The sequence below is a fragment of the Coprococcus sp. AF21-14LB genome (assembly GCF_003458885.1).
GTDB lineage: Bacteria > Bacillota > Clostridia > Lachnospirales > Lachnospiraceae > UBA9414.
On the sequence record NZ_QRVX01000006.1, the window covers coordinates 42,618 to 61,086 of the forward strand.

Below are 18,469 nucleotides of genomic sequence, written 5' to 3' on the forward strand. Positions count from 1 at the left end.
TATGGAAAATAATAAATTTAAAGATAAATCCCGAAAGAATGTGAAGGAACACAGATACTTTCGGGATTTATTATGATATGAAGAGAAAAGTTTGTTTTTATTTTATTTCATTTGATTTCTCTTTTGGGAGAAACAGGCTCAAAAGCAGTGAGATAACGAAGACTCCGGCTACAGCATTTCCGTTGAAAATATCTCCTATGAAAGATGGAAATGCAGCAAAGAAATCTCCGGAAGTCTGAGTCAGTCCAACGCCAATGCAGAAGGAAAGGGAGACAATGATCATAGTACGGTCATTGAATTCACATTCTTTTAGCATTTTTACGCCTTCGTACATGATAGAGCCAAACATCATAACTGTACAGCCGCCAAGTACAGATTGCGGAAGAGAATTAAAAAATGCTCCAAGTGGCGGGAATAATGATGTGATGATCATGATCAGTGCACCCATTAAGATTGTAAAACGGTTTACAACACCGGTCATCGTGACCAGTCCCACATTCTGACTGAAAGAGGTTAAAGGAAGACAGCCGAAGCATCCGGAAACAGCGCTTGAGAATCCGTCAACAGCCAGAGCGCCCTGAAGTTCTTCCATTGTAATATCGCGATGCAGCCCGCCCTTACATACGGCAGTGGTTGCACCGGTTGTCTCAGCTGCAGATACAAGGTAAACGATGGCGATCGTCAGAAATGCACCGAGATCAAATACAGGTTTGTGGTCTGAGAAAAAGACAAGCTGTGGAATACCGAAAAATCCGATTTCATTAATTACTTTTGTGATTCCGGAGAAGTCAATGATTGGAGCAATTCCGGCAATCGTAAAGATTGCGGACAGGAGATATCCAAACGCCAGACCGACAAGAATATTGAGATTTTTATAAATTCCGTGTAACTTATAGCGGGAAACGAGACAGACAATTAAGGTTGCACCGCCGATGACGAGGTGATACCACATTCCGAGGTCTCGGCCCCGGAGCCGCCGCCCCAGGAATCCATACCTACCGGAAGGAGTGACAGACCGATGGCAATAACAACACAGGCAGAAACGACCGGTGTCAGATATCGTTTCCAATATCTGGCGCTGAGTCCGACGATCCCTTCAAAAATACCGCCGAGGATGACAGCGCCTACCATTCCCTCGTATCCGAGATCCGGATTCGTACAGATCATAAGCAGACTTCCGAGGAAAGTAAAGCTGACACCCATGACGATTGGAAGTCTTGAGCCAATCTTCCAGATTGGATAAAGTTGGAGACAAGTACCAATTCCTGCAGCAAACATAGCGCACTGGAGAAGGCGTGTGATGTCTGCGGAGCTTAGTGTCTGATTGGTTCCGCGAAGCAATGCGGCACTGCAGACGATAAGAACCGGTGTCAAATTAGAGACGAACATGGCAAGAACGTGCTGCAGTCCGAAGGGAATTGCTTTTCCGAGCGGAACACGTCCGTTTAGCTGGTAGACATTTTCTACACTTGCATGATTCTTTTGTTTTGTTTGTGGTTTCATAAGTAAAGCTTACCCTTTCTTTTTCTATAGTTTTCCATGTGATTTATTATAAGCTATTGGTAGAAATAGTCAACCGGAGTCAAAAAAAGAATGCCTGCACAGATGTAAAACGCTTAGATAACTGCTGTGTAAAGGCATTCTTTTGTAAAAGTATCCTTAAATGAGAAAATCAGATCAGTTCCGGCTCTTTCGCTGATCTCGGCTGCCAGTTCTGGATACAGTCAATCAGATAGGAAGAAAGCGTGACGGTAATAACAGAAAAGGCAATTCTCTGAAATGGAATATAGGACAGTGACAAGGCAAGTACAAGTAAATCGGTAAACAGATAGCTCTTGAAAGTCGCCATCCGCTGAGTTTGGAGATTGTCAGGGCGAGAGCGTCGTCACCGCCGCTGGAACCTCCCTGACGTACAATGAGACCGACACCAATTCCAACAAAAAGTCCGCCTGCAATCGCTGCGGTAAGAGGATGATCAGACAAGTCCGGAAGTATCGGAGGAAACATTTCCCATAGCTTGAAGAACAGAGAAACGCTTGCTGTTGATACGATCGAAATTTTGATGAATCTTCCGCCGAGATATTTGTAGGCGAGAAGATAGCAGGAAAGATCCAGTATCGGAGTGATGATAGAGGGAGAAATACCGAACCAGTGGTGGACTAAAAGCATTCCGCCAATGACTCCGCCTTCTGTAATTCCTGTCTGTTGATGAATGTTATAGATTCCGAAAGAGCAGATCGCAGCGCCAAGAATAATTGGAAATACTTTGCGCCAGGATAAACCGGCAGTAAGTTTTCTAAGGATCTGTCTTAGTTTGTGTTTCAAATAAATTACCTCCTTTTGTGTACGATTATATTATAAAGAATAGGGTAACCCTATAGTCAATATAGAAATGAGATAAATTTTCATAAAAACCTTACAACAAATATTGCTTTTTATACCAATGTTTAGTAGAATTAGTTTTAGTCAGTACCAGAAATTCTGGGATGACAGGAAGCAGGGAGGAATTTACATGTCAGAAATTACAAGAGTTGCCCTGGATGCTATGGGCGGAGATAACGCCCCGGCAGAGATTGTAAAGGGAGCTGTAACTGCTGTGACAAGCAGAAAAGACATTAAGGTTTATCTGGTCGGAATTACAGAAGCAATCCAGAAGGAACTTGCGGCCTATACGTATCCGAAGGATCAGATAGAGATTGTGGAAGCTCCGGAAGTGATTGAAACGGCAGAGCCGCCGGTAATGGCGATCCGGAAGAAGAAGAAGTCTTCTATTGTAATCGGAATGCAGATGGTCAAGAAGAAAGAAGCAGACGCATTTGTCTCAGCAGGGAGTTCAGGGGCCATCCTTGTAGGCGGTCAGGTACTTGTAGGAAGAGTGAAAGGAGTGGAACGTCCGCCATTGGCGCCACTGATTCCGACGAAGAATGGCGTATCACTTATTATTGACTGCGGAGCGAATGTAGACGCCAGAGCTTCCCATCTGGTACAATTTGCAAAAATGGGCTCCATTTATATGGAACATGTTGTTGGAATTAAGAATCCTAGGGTTGCAATTGTCAATATCGGAGCAGAGGAGGAGAAGGGAAATGCCCTTGTGAAAGAGACATTTCCGCTGTTGAAGGCGTGCTCGGATATCAATTTTATCGGAAGCATTGAAGCCCGGGAGATTCCTCACGGTGCAGCAGATGTTATTGTCTGTGAGGCGTTTGTCGGCAATGTGATCCTTAAGCTCTATGAGGGCATGGGAGCAGTACTGATCAAGAAGATCAAAGATGGCATGATGACTTCGCTTCGAAGTAAGATCGGGGCATTATTAGTGAAACCGGCGCTGAAGAAGACATTGAAGTCATTTGATGCAAGTGAATATGGCGGTGCACCGCTTTTGGGACTGAATGGTCTCGTCGTGAAAACACATGGCAGTTCCACAGCGAAGGAAGTGTCGAATTCTATTATTCAGTGCGTAACATTCAAAGAACAGCGTATCAATGAAAAGATACAGGAATGTATGCAGAATATATCAGAAAATTCAGAAGAGTAAATTAATAGAAAAGAAAGGATTGACCTGTTATGGAATTTGAAAAAGTAAGAGCAATTATTGCAGATGTATTAAACCTGGATGAGAATGAGATTACAGAGGAGTCAGCTTTTGTGGATGACTTAGGAGCAGATTCTCTTGATATTTTCCAGATTATTATGGGAATTGAAGAAGAATTTGATATCGAGATTGAGAATGAAGAGGCAGAGTCTATTGTAACAGTTGGCGATGCTGTTGAGAAAATTAAAAGCGCAACAAATTAAATGATGTTCGCGAAAAAGCCCGCATGGGCTTTTTCGTTTTAAAGAGAGGAAACTATGAGTCGTAATTTAAAACAATTAGAAGAGTGCATCGGATATCAGTTTCATGATTTTGAACTTTTAAGACATGCTATGATGCACAGCTCTTATACAAATGAGAAGCATTTAAAAAAATATCAATGCAATGAACGTCTGGAATTTTTGGGCGATGCAGTACTGGAGTTGATTTCCAGTGAATATCTCTTTTTAAACTATGAGACGAAATCAGAAGGAGAGATGACAAAAACAAGAGCGAGTATGGTATGTGAGCCTGCACTTGCATTTTGTGCAAGGGAAATCGAGCTTGGATCTTATCTGCTGCTTGGCAAAGGCGAAGAGGCAACGGGAGGACGCAGGAGAGATTCTGTAACATCGGATGCACTTGAGGCGTTGATCGGAGCAATTTATCTTGATGGTGGTTTTGCTAGTGCAAAAGAGTTTATTCACAGATTTGTGCTGAGTGATCTGGAAAATAAACTTCTCTTTTATGATAGCAAGACTATCCTGCAGGAGATGGTACAGGCCGAGCATGAGGAAGCTCTGTCCTATGTGCTTGTCAAAGAAGAGGGACCGGATCACGATAAAACGTTCGAGACAGCCGTCTATATTGGAGACTTTTGTTATGGATCAGGAACCGGAAGAACGAAAAAAGCATCGGAACAGGCCGCGGCGTACTGTGCGATCCGTAAGATGAGAGAGATGAAGTAGGTGCAGGATGTATTTAAAAAGTATCGAAGTGCAGGCTTTAAGTCTTTTGCCAATAAGATTGTATTTGAATTTCATAATGGAATTACAGGCATTGTCGGACCAAACGGAAGTGGTAAGAGTAACGTGGCAGATGCAGTGCGTTGGGTACTTGGAGAACAGCGGGTGAAACAGCTGCGCGGAGGAACAATGCAGGATGTCATTTTTTCCGGAACAGAGAACCGTAAGCCGTTAAGCTACGCGATGGTAGCGATTACGCTTGACAATTCCGACGGACAGTTGCCGATTGATTTCAAGGAAGTGACGGTAACTCGTAAGCTGTATCGTTCGGGAGAGAGCGAATATCTGATTAATGGAAGCACATGCCGTCTGAAAGATGTGAATGAATTGTTTTATGATACCGGTATTGGAAAAGAAGGATATTCCATTATCGGTCAGGGACAGATTGATAAAATTCTTAGCGGAAAACCAGAAGAACGCAGAGAGCTTTTTGATGAAGCAGCAGGTATTGTAAAATTTAAACGGAGAAAGAATATGTCGATCAAGAAGCTGGAAGATGAGAAACAGAATCTTGTTCGCGTCAATGATATTCTTTCAGAGCTGGAACGTCAGATTGAACCGCTGGAACGTCAGTCAGAGACGGCAAGGGCTTATTTGAAGAAGAAAGAAGAACTGAAGAAATATGACATTAATCTATTTCTTCTGGAATCGGATCGGCTGAAAGAACAGCTGGATGCGTTGGAGAAGAAATTACAGATTGCCTCAGAGGAGCTTGATGCGGTAAATCGAAGTTATGAGGAGACGAAGACAGCATATGAGGCTATGGAAGAAGAAACAGATGCTGTGGATGACAGGATTGAGAAATCTAAGACACAGTTGAATGAGACAACACTTTTGAAGCAGCAGTTAGAAGGAGAAATCAATCTTCTGAAAGAACAGATTAATAGTGTGCGTATGAGTGATGAGCACTATGATCAGAGATATCAGGCAATTCAAAGTGAAATGAAGGAGAAACAGAAGCAAAAAGAAGAATTTGCAGAAGAAAAACAAAAACTAAAGAGAGAACTTTCAGAGAAACAGATATTAGAAGAAGAGGCTAAGAGAGCTCTTATCCAGATTCAGTCTCAGATTGCAGATATTTCTTCGAAAGTAGAAAATGCTCAGAGCGACATTTTTGGGATATTAAATAACCGTTCCTCTACAAAAGCTAAAATTCAGCATTATGACACGATGCTTGGACAAATTCAGATGCGGCGTGCAGAGATTCATAAACGGCTGATCGAGATGAAGAGTGCAGACAGTGAACACGATGAGAGATGTCATGTGTATGAGGAGGAGCTGAAAGAGATTGCAGAAGCAATCCGAAAGCTTCTGGAGGAGCAAAAGAAAGTAGAGCAGCAGATCCAGACACTTCAGGAGGAGATTGGAAAGAAAAATGAGATGCTTCGTGTCGGACAGACAGCCTATCACAGAGAACATTCACGGTTAGATTCTTTAAAAAACATGACAGAGCGCTATGACGGTTACGGGAACAGTATCCGCCGTGTTATGGAACAGCGTGTGAAGGAGAAAGGTCTTCTTGGTGTTGTGGCAGATATCATTAAGGTACAGAAGAATTATGAAAGCGCAATTGAGACAGCGCTCGGCGGAAGTATTCAGAATATTGTAACAGATAACGAGGATACAGCTAAGCGTATGATCGGATTCTAAAACAGAATAAGTATGGACGAGCTACGTTTCTTCCGCTGACAGCCATCGGACAAAGTCAAGGGTTTCGGACACCGGAAGCGCTGAAAGAACCGGGTGTGATTGGTCTTGCGAATGAACTTGTAACAGTGGAAGAACGCTTTCGGAAGCTGTCGGATCATTTACTTGGAAGAACAGTTGTGGTAGATCACATTGATCATGGAATTGCTTTGTCAAGAAAATACAGACAGACACTCCGAATTGTAACGATAGAAGGCGATTTGATTACGCCTGGCGGAGCAATGACGGGAGGTGCATTTAAGAATTCCAGTAATCTCTTGAGCCGGAGGCGGGAGATTGAAGAGCTTGAGAAAACGGTTCGCAGGTTAAAAGACGAGATGGTTGAAACAGAGACTGCACTAAATGCCAGCAAACAAAAGCGTACCGACAGTTATGGGATACTGGAACAGATCAAAGATCAGCTGCAGGAATTCTATGTGAAACAAAATACAGCGAAAATGAATCTGGAACAGGCGAAAAGCCAACGGGTGACTGCAAAAGAAGAAATTGATCAGATTTATCGGGAAGGAACGGATCTGGAACAACAGATGAAAGAAATCCGGGAAAATCAGGATTCAATTCAGGTGGAACTTGAGATTTCAGAATCTCTTGAGCGGGATATATCTTCACAGATAGAAATATGGCAGCAGGAAACAGAACAGGCTCGTAAGGAAGAGAACGACGCAATGCATAAGAGTGAAACGATTCATTTGGCCTGCGCCAGCTTGGAGCAGAAGCTGGAATTTCTTGTAGAGAATACAGAACGTCTGTCAGAAGAGATTGGAAAATCGTCAGAAGCGTTAGAGGAATTAAAGCGAAATAAGAACGACATGTCCGGTGAGATTGCGGCAAAAGAGCAAAAAATTCTGGAAATTGAGGAAACGATCAGTAATTCGAAAGAGCTGTTTGAAGAAATCAGGGCGGCAATTGCAGAAGATACGAAAACAAAAGAAATGCTTTTGCAGAAACATAAGGCATTTCTTCAGCAAAGGGAGTCTTTGCAGAAACGAATGGGGGATCTTGATAAGGAGATTTTCCGTTTGACAAATCAGAAAGAAACATGCGAAGAAGCTTCTGAAAAACAGACAAATTATATGTGGGAAGAATATGAACTGACGTATTATAGCGCGAAAGAACAGCGGGATGAGACGCTGGTAGATCTGGCAGATATTAAAAAGCAGATCCAGAATTTGAAAACAGAGATCCGGGGACTTGGCTCTGTCAATGTCAATGCGATCGAAGACTATAAGAATGTATCTGAGCGTTATGAATTTCTGAAAACGCAGCAGCAGGATCTTGTAGAAGCAGAGAAAACGCTTCTGGCAATTATTGATGAACTTGATGCAGCGATGAGAGCACAGTTTCAAGAGCGTTTTGCAGAGATTCAGAAAGAATTTGATCAGGTATTTAAACAGTTGTTTGGCGGTGGAAAAGGAACACTGGAATTAATGGAAGAGGAAGATATTCTGGAAGCAGGTATCCGGATCATTGCTCAGCCACCGGGAAAGAAGCTGCAGAATATGATGCAGCTGTCCGGTGGAGAGAAAGCTCTTACTGCGATTTCTCTGCTGTTTGCAATTCAGAATCTGAAACCGTCACCGTTTTGCCTTCTGGATGAGATTGAAGCGGCATTAGATGATAATAATGTAGTTCGTTTTGCACAGTATCTGCATAAACTGACGAAGAACACGCAGTTTATTGTCATTACACATCGGCGTGGTACTATGACTGCAGCCGATCGTCTGTATGGAATTACAATGCAGGAGAAAGGGGTATCCACATTAGTCTCCGTAGACTTATTGGAAAATGAGCTGGAGACATAAATGCAGTCAGAACAGAAAGAAATAAATAAAAAAGAAAAGCAGGTGATATATATGGCAGGTGGTTTATTTAAACGTCTTGTAGAAGGACTGACAAAAACAAGAAATAATATTGTGTCCGGTATTGATAACATTTTTAAAGGATTTTCCCATATTGATGAGGAGTTTTATGAGGAACTGGAAGAAGTTCTGATTATGGGTGATCTTGGTGTGCGGGCAACGATGGAGATTCTTGATAATCTGCGGGAAAAAGTAAAAGAGCAGCATATCAAAGAGCCGCAGGCATGCAAAGAGCTTTTGATTGAGAGTATTAAAGAGCAGATGGATGTGGGGGAAGCAGCCTACGAATTTGAGAATCGTACTTCTGCGGTACTGGTCATCGGAGTCAATGGTGTTGGAAAGACAACAACAATCGGGAAAATTGCAGGGAAGATGCGGGAACAGCATAAAAAGGTTGTTCTGGCGGCGGCAGATACATTCCGTGCAGCGGCAGGGGAACAGCTGAAAGAATGGGCAAATCGCGCAGATGCAGATCTGATCGGAGGCCAGGAAGGTTCTGATCCGGCAGCAGTTGTCTATGATGCAGTTGCGGCAGCGAAGGCACGTCATGCGGATGTACTTCTTGTAGATACGGCAGGAAGACTTCATAATAAAAAGAACTTAATGGAAGAACTTCGTAAAATCAACCGCGTTTTGGAGCGGGAATATCCGGAAGCATTTCGTGAGACACTTGTTGTACTTGATGCAACTACAGGGCAAAATGCTCTTGCGCAGGCAAAACAATTCAGTGAAGTGACAGATATTACAGGAATTATTTTGACAAAGATGGATGGAACGGCAAAGGGCGGTATTGCAATTGCAATCAGTCAGAACTTGGAATTCCGGTAAAATATATTGGCGTTGGAGAGTCGATTCACGATCTGCAGAAATTCCATGCGGATGATTTTGTGAATGCCTTATTTGATGTCAAGAAAGAAGAGGAAGAAGAATAGTTTTTCACAGAAGAAAGAAGGAATGATAATGTTTACTTTAGAGAAATTTGAAGAGGCAAGTGAGCTTGTAAAGAAAGTAACGAATCCTACAAAACTGGTATACAGCGAATATCTGAGTAAAGATACCGGTGCGAAAGTGTATCTGAAACCAGAAAATATGCAGCATACCGGTGCTTATAAATTGCGGGGGGCATATTATAAAATAAGCACACTGACACCGCAGGAGCGCGAGAAAGGCTGATCACAGCATCAGCCGGAAATCATGCCCAGGGCGTAGCGTATGCTGCAAAAGCGTTTGGCTGTAAAGCAACCATTGTAATGCCGACAGTCACACCGCTCATTAAAGTGAACCGTACGAAAGAATTAGGCGCAGAGGTAGTTCTTTACGGAGATGTTTATGACGATGCCTGCGAAAAGGCCTATGAACTTGCAGAAGAACATGGATACACATTCGTTCATCCATTTGATGATATTGATGTGGCAACCGGGCAGGGAACCATCACAATGGAGATTATTCAGGAGCTTCCAACAGTTGATTATATTATTGTTCCGATTGGAGGAGGCGGTCTGATCAGCGGTGTTTCTACTCTTGCCAAGATGCTGAATCCAAAGATTAAAGTAGTCGGGGTAGAACCAGCAGAGGCAGCAAGTATGACGGAGGCTTTAAAGTCAGGAGAAGTTGTTACGCTTGGAAGCGCCAATACGATTGCAGATGGTACAGCAGTGAAGCGCGTAGGAGAGAAGGTGTTTCCGTATGTACAGGAAAATGTAGATAAGGTAATTACAGTAGAAGATGATGAATTGATCGGCGCTTTCCTTGATATGGTAGAGAATCACAAAATGATCGTAGAGAATTCCGGACTTCTTTCTGTGGCAGCTCTTCGTCAGCTCGATTTGAAAGGAAAAAAAGTAGTCTGCATTTTGAGTGGTGGAAATATGGACGTTATTACGATGTCTTCGATTGTTCAGCACGGTCTGATTCAGAGAGATCGTATCTTTTCTATCTCGGTGCTCTTGCCGGATAAACCGGGAGAACTGGTACATGTTGCGAAGACAATCGCAGATGCGCAGGGCAATGTCATTCGCCTGGAACATAATCAGTTTGTGAATACGAACCGTAATGCGGCAGTAGAACTTCGAATTACGATGGAGGCATTTGGAACAGAACATAAAGAGCAAATTTTAGAAGCGCTTGTGCGGGAAGGATATCAGCCGCGTCAGGTTGGTGCAAAGTTATATTAAATCGTCTGATAAATCTATAAAATTTTTGAAAACAGGTGAGATTTCACCTGTTTTTTATTGACAAAAGAAATATAATTGTATACAATTATACAAAATCAGGAATTGGAGTGATAGAAGTGAAGGAATATCAGGATCATTCTCTGCGAGGACGGGTGTTCAATGTTTTGCGGGAAGATATTCTGTCGGGAAAATATAAAGAGAACGAAGAATTAAGGGAAATTACGATAGGAGAAGAGATGGGAGTCAGCCGTACACCGGTAAGGGAAGCGCTCCGTCAGTTAGAACTGGAAGGGCTTGTGAAGATCATTCCAAATAAAGGCGCCTATGTAACTGGAATTAATGAGAAGGACATTGCGGATATCTATGCAATACGCTCCAGGCTGGAAGGTCTCTGCGCGAGATGGGCAACAGAGCATATTACACAGAAACAATTAGAGAAGATGGAAGAAGTGCTGCTGCTATCGGAATTTTACGGCAGAAAGAAAGAAGACGGAGGGCACGTAGTAGAACTGGACAGTGAATTTCATGAAGTATTATACGAAGCTTCCAACAGTCGGATTCTTCAGCATGTGATGACAGATTTTCACAATTATGTGCGCAAAGCGAGAGAGACATCCGTAGAGAAGAAAGATCGGGCGGAGAAATCCATTGCAGAGCATCGCGGGATCTATGAGGCGATCAAAGCAAAGGATGCCAGGCTGGCAGAACAATTGGCAGATGAACATATCCGTCATGTAGTAGATAATTTAACGTAATGGAAAACAATATGAGAAATCAGTAAAATGAAACAGGAGGAAAAGGGCTATGGATAAAATTCAGATGACAACACCGCTTGTAGAGATGGATGGAGACGAAATGACAAGAGTTTTGTGGGCAATGATTAAAAAGCATTTGATCTGTCCGTTCGTAGAGCTAAAAACAGCATATTATGATCTGGGACTGGAGTCCAGAGACGCATCAGAAGATCAGGTAACAGCGTATGCAGCGTATGCGGTAAAGAAGTATCATGTAGCAGTGAAATGTGCGACGATTACTCCAAATGCAGCCAGAGTAAAAGAGTATGATCTGAAAGAAATGTGGAAGAGTCCGAATGGAACGATCCGTGCAATTTTGGACGGGACCGTATTTCGGGCGCCGATCCTTGCAGCAGGGATTGAACCATGTGTGAAAAACTGGAAAAAACCGATTACAGTAGCTCGCCATGCCTATGGGGATGTGTATAAGAGTGTAGAGATGAAAGTACCTGGGGCTGGAAAAGCAGAACTTGTGTATACGGCAGAGGACGGAACGGTACAAAGAGAACTGATCCATGAATTTTCCGGAGAAGGTATCATTCAGGGAATGCATAATACGAAAGCGTCTATCGAAAGCTTTGCCAGAAGCTGTTTTCACTATGCACTTGATGTAAGAGAGGATTTGTGGTTTGCATCAAAGGATACCATTTCAAAGAAATATGATCATACGTTTAAAGATATTTTTCAGGAAATTTATGAAAAAGAGTATGAGGAAAAGTTTCAGGAAGCAGGAATCAATTATTTTTATACGCTGATTGATGATGCAGTTGCCCGCGTTATGAAATCAGAAGGCGGCTATGTGTGGGCGTGTAAAAACTACGATGGGGATGTGATGAGTGATATGATCTCCTCGGCTTTTGGTTCTCTTGCCATGATGACATCTGTTCTTGTAACGCCGGACGGTAACTATGAATATGAGGCTGCACATGGAACGGTACAGAGACATTATTACAAATATCTGGCGGGGGAAGAAACATCTACGAATCCGGTTGCGACAATTTTTGCCTGGAGCGGAGCTCTTAGAAAGAGAGGAGAGCTGGATCAGAACGATCGCCTGATGAAATTCGCTGACAGCCTTGAAAAAGCGGTCATTGATACGATCGAAAGCGGTAAAATGACGAAGGATCTGGCGGCGATTACTGCATTGGAGAATGTAATAACCTTAAACAGTGAAGAATTTATCCAGGCGATTGCAGAGAATCTTAGGAAGCTTCTGTAAGAATTAGAAAAAATATCAAAAAAATACGATAGAAATAAAGCTGCCGCCGGAGAATTGTTTTCTTTTTAAAAGAATCCATTTCCGGCGGCAATTAATTAAGACAGTTCTTCTGCCAATGTTTCCCAGGTTTCATACAGTTCTAAGAGTTCTTCTTCGATTGCAGATTTTTCTTCTGCAAGTTCCCGGCATTTGACAGAATTTGTATAAATATCTTCCTGAGTCATTAATTCATCGATTTCCGCATTTCTTGTTTCCAGTGCATCGATACGTTTTTCTGTTTTTTGAAATTCATTTTTTCGCTTACGTTCTCTGGCCTGTGCTTCTTTTTGGGCTTGCCAGTCAAGTTTTGTATCGGAAAGCGTTTCCTGAACGTGAGAAGAATTTTCGTTAGACGGGGCATAGATTCTTGTCAGTTCTTCTTTCTTCTCTACATAGTAATCATAGTTTCCGATATAATTTACGAAAGTATGATTCGTCAGTTCCAGGATTCTCTGTGCGGTCTGGTTGATAAAATACCGGTCATGAGAAACGTACAGGATTGTTCCGGTATAGTCATTCAAAGCTTTTTCCAGAATCTCTTTGGAGGCAATATCCAGATGGTTGGTAGGCTCATCCAGAATTAGAAAATTTGCTTCAGAGAGCATGAGCTTTGCCAGAGATACCCGTCCGCGCTCGCCTCCGCTTAAATCTCCGATCAATTTATAGACATCTTCACCGGTAAATAAGAATGCAGCCAAAACATTGCGGATTTCGGTATTGGTAAGTGTCGGATAATCATCAGAGATTTCATCAAAAATAGTTTTTTCCGGGTGGAGTACATGGTGTTCCTGATCATAATATCCAATATGTACATTGGTTCCAAGCTGAAACCGTCCTTCATCGGCATCAAGAAGACCATTCAGAATTTTAAGAAGCGTTGTTTTTCCGGTTCCATTATCTCCGATGACTGCAACATGTTCTCCGCGCTTCAGAGAAAAGCTTACATGCTGGAATAATTTTTGTGTCTGAAAGGACATGCTGAGATCTTCTACGGATAGCACATCATTTCCGCTGACACAGGACGGTTCAAGGTGAAAATGAAGTTCGTTTGTGTCTTCAAGCGGTTTTTCTACCGGTACCATTTTTGAAAGCATTTTTTCACGACTTTCTGCGCGGCGGATGGATTTCTCCCGGTTAAACGAGCGCAGCTTTTCGATAACGGCTTCCTGATGTTTGATTTCCTGCTGTTGTTTAAAATATTCTTTCAGTTTTGCTTCCCGTACCTGTTTCTTCTTTTCGGCAAATTCAGTATAATTTCCGGGAAAACTCATGATTTCTCCATGTTCAATTTCAATTACTTTTGTGACAACACGATTTAAAAAGTAGCGGTCATGAGAAACAATGAGAACAGCACCCGGATAATTCATAAGATAAGTTTCAAGCCAGGCGATGGAATTTAAGTCCAGGTGGTTTGTCGGTTCGTCAAGAAGAAGGATGTCTGGTTTCGTCAGAAGCAGCTTGCCGAGGGCTACTCTGGTTTTTTGTCCTCCGGAGAGAGTGTTGACCGGTTTTTGGAATTCTTCTTCAGAAAATCCGAGTCCTTTTAATACACCTGTGAGTTCACTTTCATAGGCGTATCCATTTTCGCGTTCAAATTGGGCGGTAAGTCGATGATAGGTATGAAGCCGTTCTTCCAGATCGTCTCCGGTAAGGGAAGACAGTTCGCCTTCAATTTTGCGGATTTCCTTTTCCATTTGGATTAGGTAACTTCTTGCAGTTTTTAATTCTTCATAAATGGAATGTTCTGTATCTGGGATCTGGTGCTGAGCAAGATATCCGAGCGTTTTTCCTTTGGTAAGGACGACTTCACCGGAGTCTGGCGTAAGTTCACCTACGATCATTTTCAGGATAGTTGATTTTCCGGCGCCATTGACACCGATTAAAGCCGCTTTTTCACGGTCTTCTATATGAAAAGAGCCGGATTTAACAATGACCTGCTCTAAAAATGCTTTGCTGATATTATGACATGCGAGTACCATGTGTATCCTCCTGTTTGTTTATCTTTCATTTGGCTGGATCGTATCGCCAAGTTTCTATACTGTTTTGACATAAAAATCTCCATGTTCAATTATAGCGCAAATATTGCAAATTACAACAAATAATTGACATCAATATGACAATTCGCTATAATATTTTAGTAAATATGCGGATTACGGAAAGACGAGGTTGACGAAATGAATGAAAGAAAGATATCACAGGCTGTTATAAGAAGATTGCCTAGATATTATCGGTATTTAGGTGAATTATTGGATAATGGAGTTGAACGAATTTCGTCTAATGAACTGAGCAAGCGCATGAAAGTGACAGCATCTCAGATACGACAGGATTTGAACAATTTCGGAGGATTTGGACAGCAGGGATACGGGTATAATGTGAAGAGTCTTTATGAAGAGATTGGTAAGATTCTTGGACTGGATGTGACGCATAACATGGTAATTATTGGCGCCGGTAATCTGGGACAGGCTCTGGCTAATTATACTTCATTTGAGAAGAAAGGCTTTCTTCTGAAGGGGATTTTTGACGTGAATCCACGACTTGCGGGAGTTTCCATTCGCGGTGTGGAGATCCGGATGATGGATGAACTGCAAGAGTTTGTAAAAGAAAACAGAATTGAGATCGGAGTGCTTACAATTCCGAAAGCGAAAGCATCCGAAGTAGCGAAGGTGCTTGTAGATAATGGGGTAAAGGCAATCTGGAACTTCGCACATACAGATTTGAATGTGCCTTCAGACGTGATTGTAGAGAATGTACATTTATCTGAAAGTTTGATGCGGCTGTCGTATAACGTTAGTCAGCATCAGCATAAAGAGACTAAATAAAATTGCTTGGCGGCGTGTAATAGAAAGGTTCTGTTACACGTCGTTTGTTTAAAAATTAACAGAGATAACAAGGACAGGTTTGGGGAATACTAATAGAAATAAATGCAGACAGTGTTGCTCTGCAGACAGGGGTGTGGATATGAGATATTTGCCGGATGGAATATGGATGAAACATGCAGATGAGGAGACAATCGTTCAGAAACAAGTGCCGTCGATGGTGCTGATGGAACGTGCGGCACTAAAGACAGTAGAGGTACTGGAAGAAACAGAAATCGATTTATCAAAACCGCTGATTGTCTGCGGAGCGGGAAATAATGGCGGAGATGGGTATGCTGTCGCAAGACTTTTGCATTTGAAGGGTTCAGACGTGACAGTTGTACTGGCTGGAAGAGAAGCATCTATGAGTGAAGAGACGAAGCTTCAGCGGAAGATCCTTGAAAATTATGGAATAAAAGATTGTGACGGGATTCCGGCGAAAGCATATAGTGTTATTATAGATGCGGTGTTTGGCATTGGTTTGTCAAGAACCGTGGAAGGGCATTATAAAGCAGTGATTGAGGAGATGAACCGGCTTTCCGGAGCAAAAGTGGCCATCGATATTCCGTCAGGGGTATCTTCCTTTGATGGAAGTATTCTTGGCACAGCGTTTCGGGCAGATATAACAGTAACGTTTGCCTGTGAGAAATATGGAATGGCGTGTGATCCGGGAAGAGCATGGTGCGGCACTGTTTTTGTAAAAGATATTGGAATTCAGACAGATTTGTTTGACGAACAGACAGAAGTTGCCTATACTTATGAGATGAACGATCTTAGAGAGATTTTCCCGGCACGCAGTCAGTATAGTCATAAAGGAACTTATGGGAAAGTGCTTGTAATTGCGGGAAGCCGTGGAATGTGCGGCGCTGCTTATTTAAGCGCAAAGGCAGCATACTGTACCGGAGCCGGACTTGTAAAAATCTATACCGATGAATCAAACAGGATGATTCTTCAGCAGCTTTTGCCGGAAGCATTGATTAGTACTTATGAATTTTTTGAAAAAGAGCAGTTGTTGGAAGAACTTGCCTGGGCAGATGCAGCGGTGCTCGGGTGCGGACTTGGAAAAAGTCAGACAGCCAGACAGATTGTGCGCACGGTGCTGAAAGAGGCAAAGATTCCTTGTGTGGTTGACGCAGACGGGCTGAATCTGATTTCGGAAGAAATGGGATTACTGGGTGAATGTCAGGCACCGGTAATTCTGACACCTCATATGAAAGAAATGTCCCGTCTGACAGGAAAAGCGGTTGAAGAAATCAGAAAAGAGCGCATCGCAGCTATCAAAGAACTGACAGCAGCATACCCGGTTATCTGTGTATTAAAAGATGCCCGTACAATGATACACAGAGCGGAGGAACGCATTTATCTAAATACAAGCGGGAATGCGGCGATGGCGAAGGGTGGTTCCGGAGATGTACTTGCCGGAATCGTTGGCGGATTGCTTGCTCAGGGCCAAAAACCTTATGAGGCAGCTTGTGCAGGTGTTTTTCTTCATGGACTTGCCGGAGATAAGGCAAGAGATAAGAAAGGTGAGTACAGTGTGCTTGCGAGTGATGTGATCGATGCCATAGGAGAGATACTGAAAAAATAAAAGGAGCAGCAAATAGAAAGATGAAGAAATACAGCAGAGTGATGGCCAGGATAGATCTGGACGCAATTACATATAATATGGAACAAATGCATCGAAATATTGATGCAAAGACAAAGATGATTGGTGTGGTCAAGACAGATGGTTATGGACACGGCGCGATTCCTGTAGCCAGAATGTTGGAAGCATATGAATATGTGTGGGGATTTGCCACAGCAACACTTGATGAAGCAGTGCTGTTGAGAAAGAGCGGGATCAGGAAACCAATCCTGGTGCTGGGATGTATTTTCCCGGATCAATTTGAAGAGATGCTGGAGCATGAGATTCGAATGACGGTGTATCAGGAGGAGCAGATGCAGGAATTGTCAGATTTGGCAGTACAGTTAGATCGACAGGCATATTTTCATGTGAAACTGGAGACAGGGATGTCAAGACTCGGATTTGCTCCGACGGATGACAGTGTAGAGGCGATCAGACGAATTATTGATTTGCCGCATATGAAAGCAGAAGGAATCTTTACACATTTTGCCAAAGCAGATGAGGAGGATAAGACTTATACGAGACAGCAGCTGACGATTTTCCACGAGATGACGTCAAAACTGAAAGAGCGGGGAGTGACATTTCCCTATGAACATTGCTCAAACAGCGCCGGAATTATCGATGTCCGAGAGGCGAATTGTGATCTCGTAAGAGCCGGGATTGCAATCTATGGGCTGTATCCATCTCAGGAAGTATCAAAGAAAGCGGTAGAACTAAAGCCGGCACTGTCGCTGATCAGCCATGTGGAATATGTGAAGACAATTTCTGCCGGAACATCTGTCAGCTATGGGGGAACCTTCGTGGCGGAGAAAGAAATGCAGATTGCTACCATTCCGGTTGGATATGGAGATGGATATCCGAGAAGCCTTTCTAATAAGGCTTATGTGCTGATCCACGGGAAAAAGGCACCGATTATCGGAAGAGTCTGTATGGATCAGTTCATGGTCGATGTAACAGGAATTGACAACGTGAAGTTCGGCGATCAGGCAGTACTCATAGGAACAGACGGAGAAGAAACGATTACGGTAGATCAGCTAAGTGAACTGGCAGACCGGTTTAATTATGAATTTGTCTGCGATCTTGGCAAGCGAATTCCACGAGTATATTGCCGGGACGGTAAGATCATAGAACAGATTGATTATTTTGCATAAATGATTTTGCGTGCATTTGGAATACATCCGAAAAATCTGGAAAGACTATCCATTATCATCAACATTATCGGAGTGTGAAAGAATGCAGGTAAAAAGAGGAGATATTTATTATGCAGATTTAAGTCCGGTCGTCGGCTCCGAACAGGGAGGGATACGGCCGGTGTTGATTATTCAAAATGATATAGGCAACCGACACAGCCCAACGGTTATATGTGCTGCAATTACATCGCGCATGAATAAGTCGAAACTTCCAACACACATTGAAGTGGATGCCAGAAGATATCATATTGTGAAGAATTCAGTAATTTTGCTGGAACAGATCCGGACTATTGATAAGCAAAGACTGAAAGAACTTGTCTGTCATGTGGACCGGGAACTAATGAGACGAGTGGATGAAGCGCTCCGCATCAGTTTGGAGCTTCATACATAAAATGAGAAGGAGAACATT

Annotated in this window: 11 protein-coding genes and 4 pseudogenes; 12 read left to right on the forward strand and 3 right to left on the reverse strand. The window is 42.8% G+C overall.

Features of this window, described 5'->3' with window-relative positions:
* Positions 1-97 precede the first annotated feature (97 nt).
* Positions 98-1,503 (reverse strand): annotated as a pseudogene (locus DWX73_RS15425) (uracil-xanthine permease family protein).
* A 225-nt stretch (positions 1,504-1,728) separates the two neighbouring features.
* On the reverse strand, positions 1,729-2,325 hold the full coding sequence (locus tag DWX73_RS02540) for a YitT family protein (protein WP_330413403.1): 597 nt from the start codon (positions 2,323-2,325) through the stop codon (positions 1,729-1,731).
* A 187-nt stretch (positions 2,326-2,512) separates the two neighbouring features.
* On the opposite strand from DWX73_RS02540, the gene plsX reads away from it, so the two are divergent.
* From plsX to DWX73_RS02580, 8 genes and pseudogenes are all read left to right on the forward strand, one after another.
* Positions 2,513-3,538, forward strand: coding sequence for a phosphate acyltransferase PlsX (gene plsX, locus DWX73_RS02545; RefSeq protein ID WP_118346624.1), 1,026 nt, complete (start codon positions 2,513-2,515; stop codon positions 3,536-3,538).
* A gap of 29 nt (positions 3,539-3,567) precedes the next feature.
* Positions 3,568-3,798, forward strand: a complete 231-nt coding sequence (gene acpP / locus DWX73_RS02550; protein ID WP_118346626.1) for an acyl carrier protein — start codon at positions 3,568-3,570, stop codon at positions 3,796-3,798.
* Between the two features lie 54 nt (positions 3,799-3,852).
* Positions 3,853-4,542: a ribonuclease III gene (gene rnc / locus DWX73_RS02555; RefSeq protein WP_118346628.1), complete on the forward strand. Its 690-nt coding sequence runs from the start codon at positions 3,853-3,855 to the stop codon at positions 4,540-4,542.
* A 7-nt stretch (positions 4,543-4,549) separates the two neighbouring features.
* Positions 4,550-8,108: pseudogene (smc, locus tag DWX73_RS15430) on the forward strand (chromosome segregation protein SMC).
* A 51-nt stretch (positions 8,109-8,159) separates the two neighbouring features.
* Positions 8,160-9,097: pseudogene (gene ftsY, locus DWX73_RS02565) on the forward strand (signal recognition particle-docking protein FtsY).
* Between the two features lie 28 nt (positions 9,098-9,125).
* Positions 9,126-10,339 (forward strand): annotated as a pseudogene (gene ilvA / locus DWX73_RS02570) (threonine ammonia-lyase).
* A 116-nt stretch (positions 10,340-10,455) separates the two neighbouring features.
* Positions 10,456-11,094, forward strand: a complete 639-nt coding sequence (locus DWX73_RS02575) for a GntR family transcriptional regulator (RefSeq protein ID WP_118346630.1) — start codon at positions 10,456-10,458, stop codon at positions 11,092-11,094.
* A gap of 49 nt (positions 11,095-11,143) precedes the next feature.
* Positions 11,144-12,352 (forward strand): NADP-dependent isocitrate dehydrogenase, encoded by a 1,209-nt coding sequence (locus tag DWX73_RS02580; RefSeq protein ID WP_118346632.1) that lies wholly within the window; start codon positions 11,144-11,146, stop codon positions 12,350-12,352.
* Between the two features lie 95 nt (positions 12,353-12,447).
* On the opposite strand, the gene DWX73_RS02585 is transcribed toward DWX73_RS02580, so the two are convergent.
* Positions 12,448-14,370, reverse strand: coding sequence for an ABC transporter ATP-binding protein (locus DWX73_RS02585; protein ID WP_118346634.1), 1,923 nt, complete (start codon positions 14,368-14,370; stop codon positions 12,448-12,450).
* A 195-nt stretch (positions 14,371-14,565) separates the two neighbouring features.
* On the opposite strand from DWX73_RS02585, the gene DWX73_RS02590 reads away from it, so the two are divergent.
* The 4 genes from DWX73_RS02590 (at position 14,566) to DWX73_RS02605 (ending at position 18,451) form a co-directional block, all read left to right on the forward strand.
* Positions 14,566-15,210 (forward strand): redox-sensing transcriptional repressor Rex, encoded by a 645-nt coding sequence (locus DWX73_RS02590; protein WP_118346636.1) that lies wholly within the window; start codon positions 14,566-14,568, stop codon positions 15,208-15,210.
* Positions 15,211-15,349: 139 nt separating this feature from the next.
* The gene (locus DWX73_RS02595) at positions 15,350-16,834 is read left to right on the forward strand and encodes an NAD(P)H-hydrate dehydratase (protein WP_118346638.1); all 1,485 of its coding nucleotides are present in this window, start codon (positions 15,350-15,352) and stop codon (positions 16,832-16,834) included.
* A 20-nt stretch (positions 16,835-16,854) separates the two neighbouring features.
* On the forward strand, positions 16,855-18,021 hold the full coding sequence (alr, locus tag DWX73_RS02600; RefSeq protein ID WP_118346641.1) for an alanine racemase: 1,167 nt from the start codon (positions 16,855-16,857) through the stop codon (positions 18,019-18,021).
* Between the two features lie 82 nt (positions 18,022-18,103).
* On the forward strand, positions 18,104-18,451 hold the full coding sequence (locus DWX73_RS02605; RefSeq protein WP_118346643.1) for a type II toxin-antitoxin system PemK/MazF family toxin: 348 nt from the start codon (positions 18,104-18,106) through the stop codon (positions 18,449-18,451).
* Positions 18,452-18,469 lie beyond the last annotated feature (18 nt).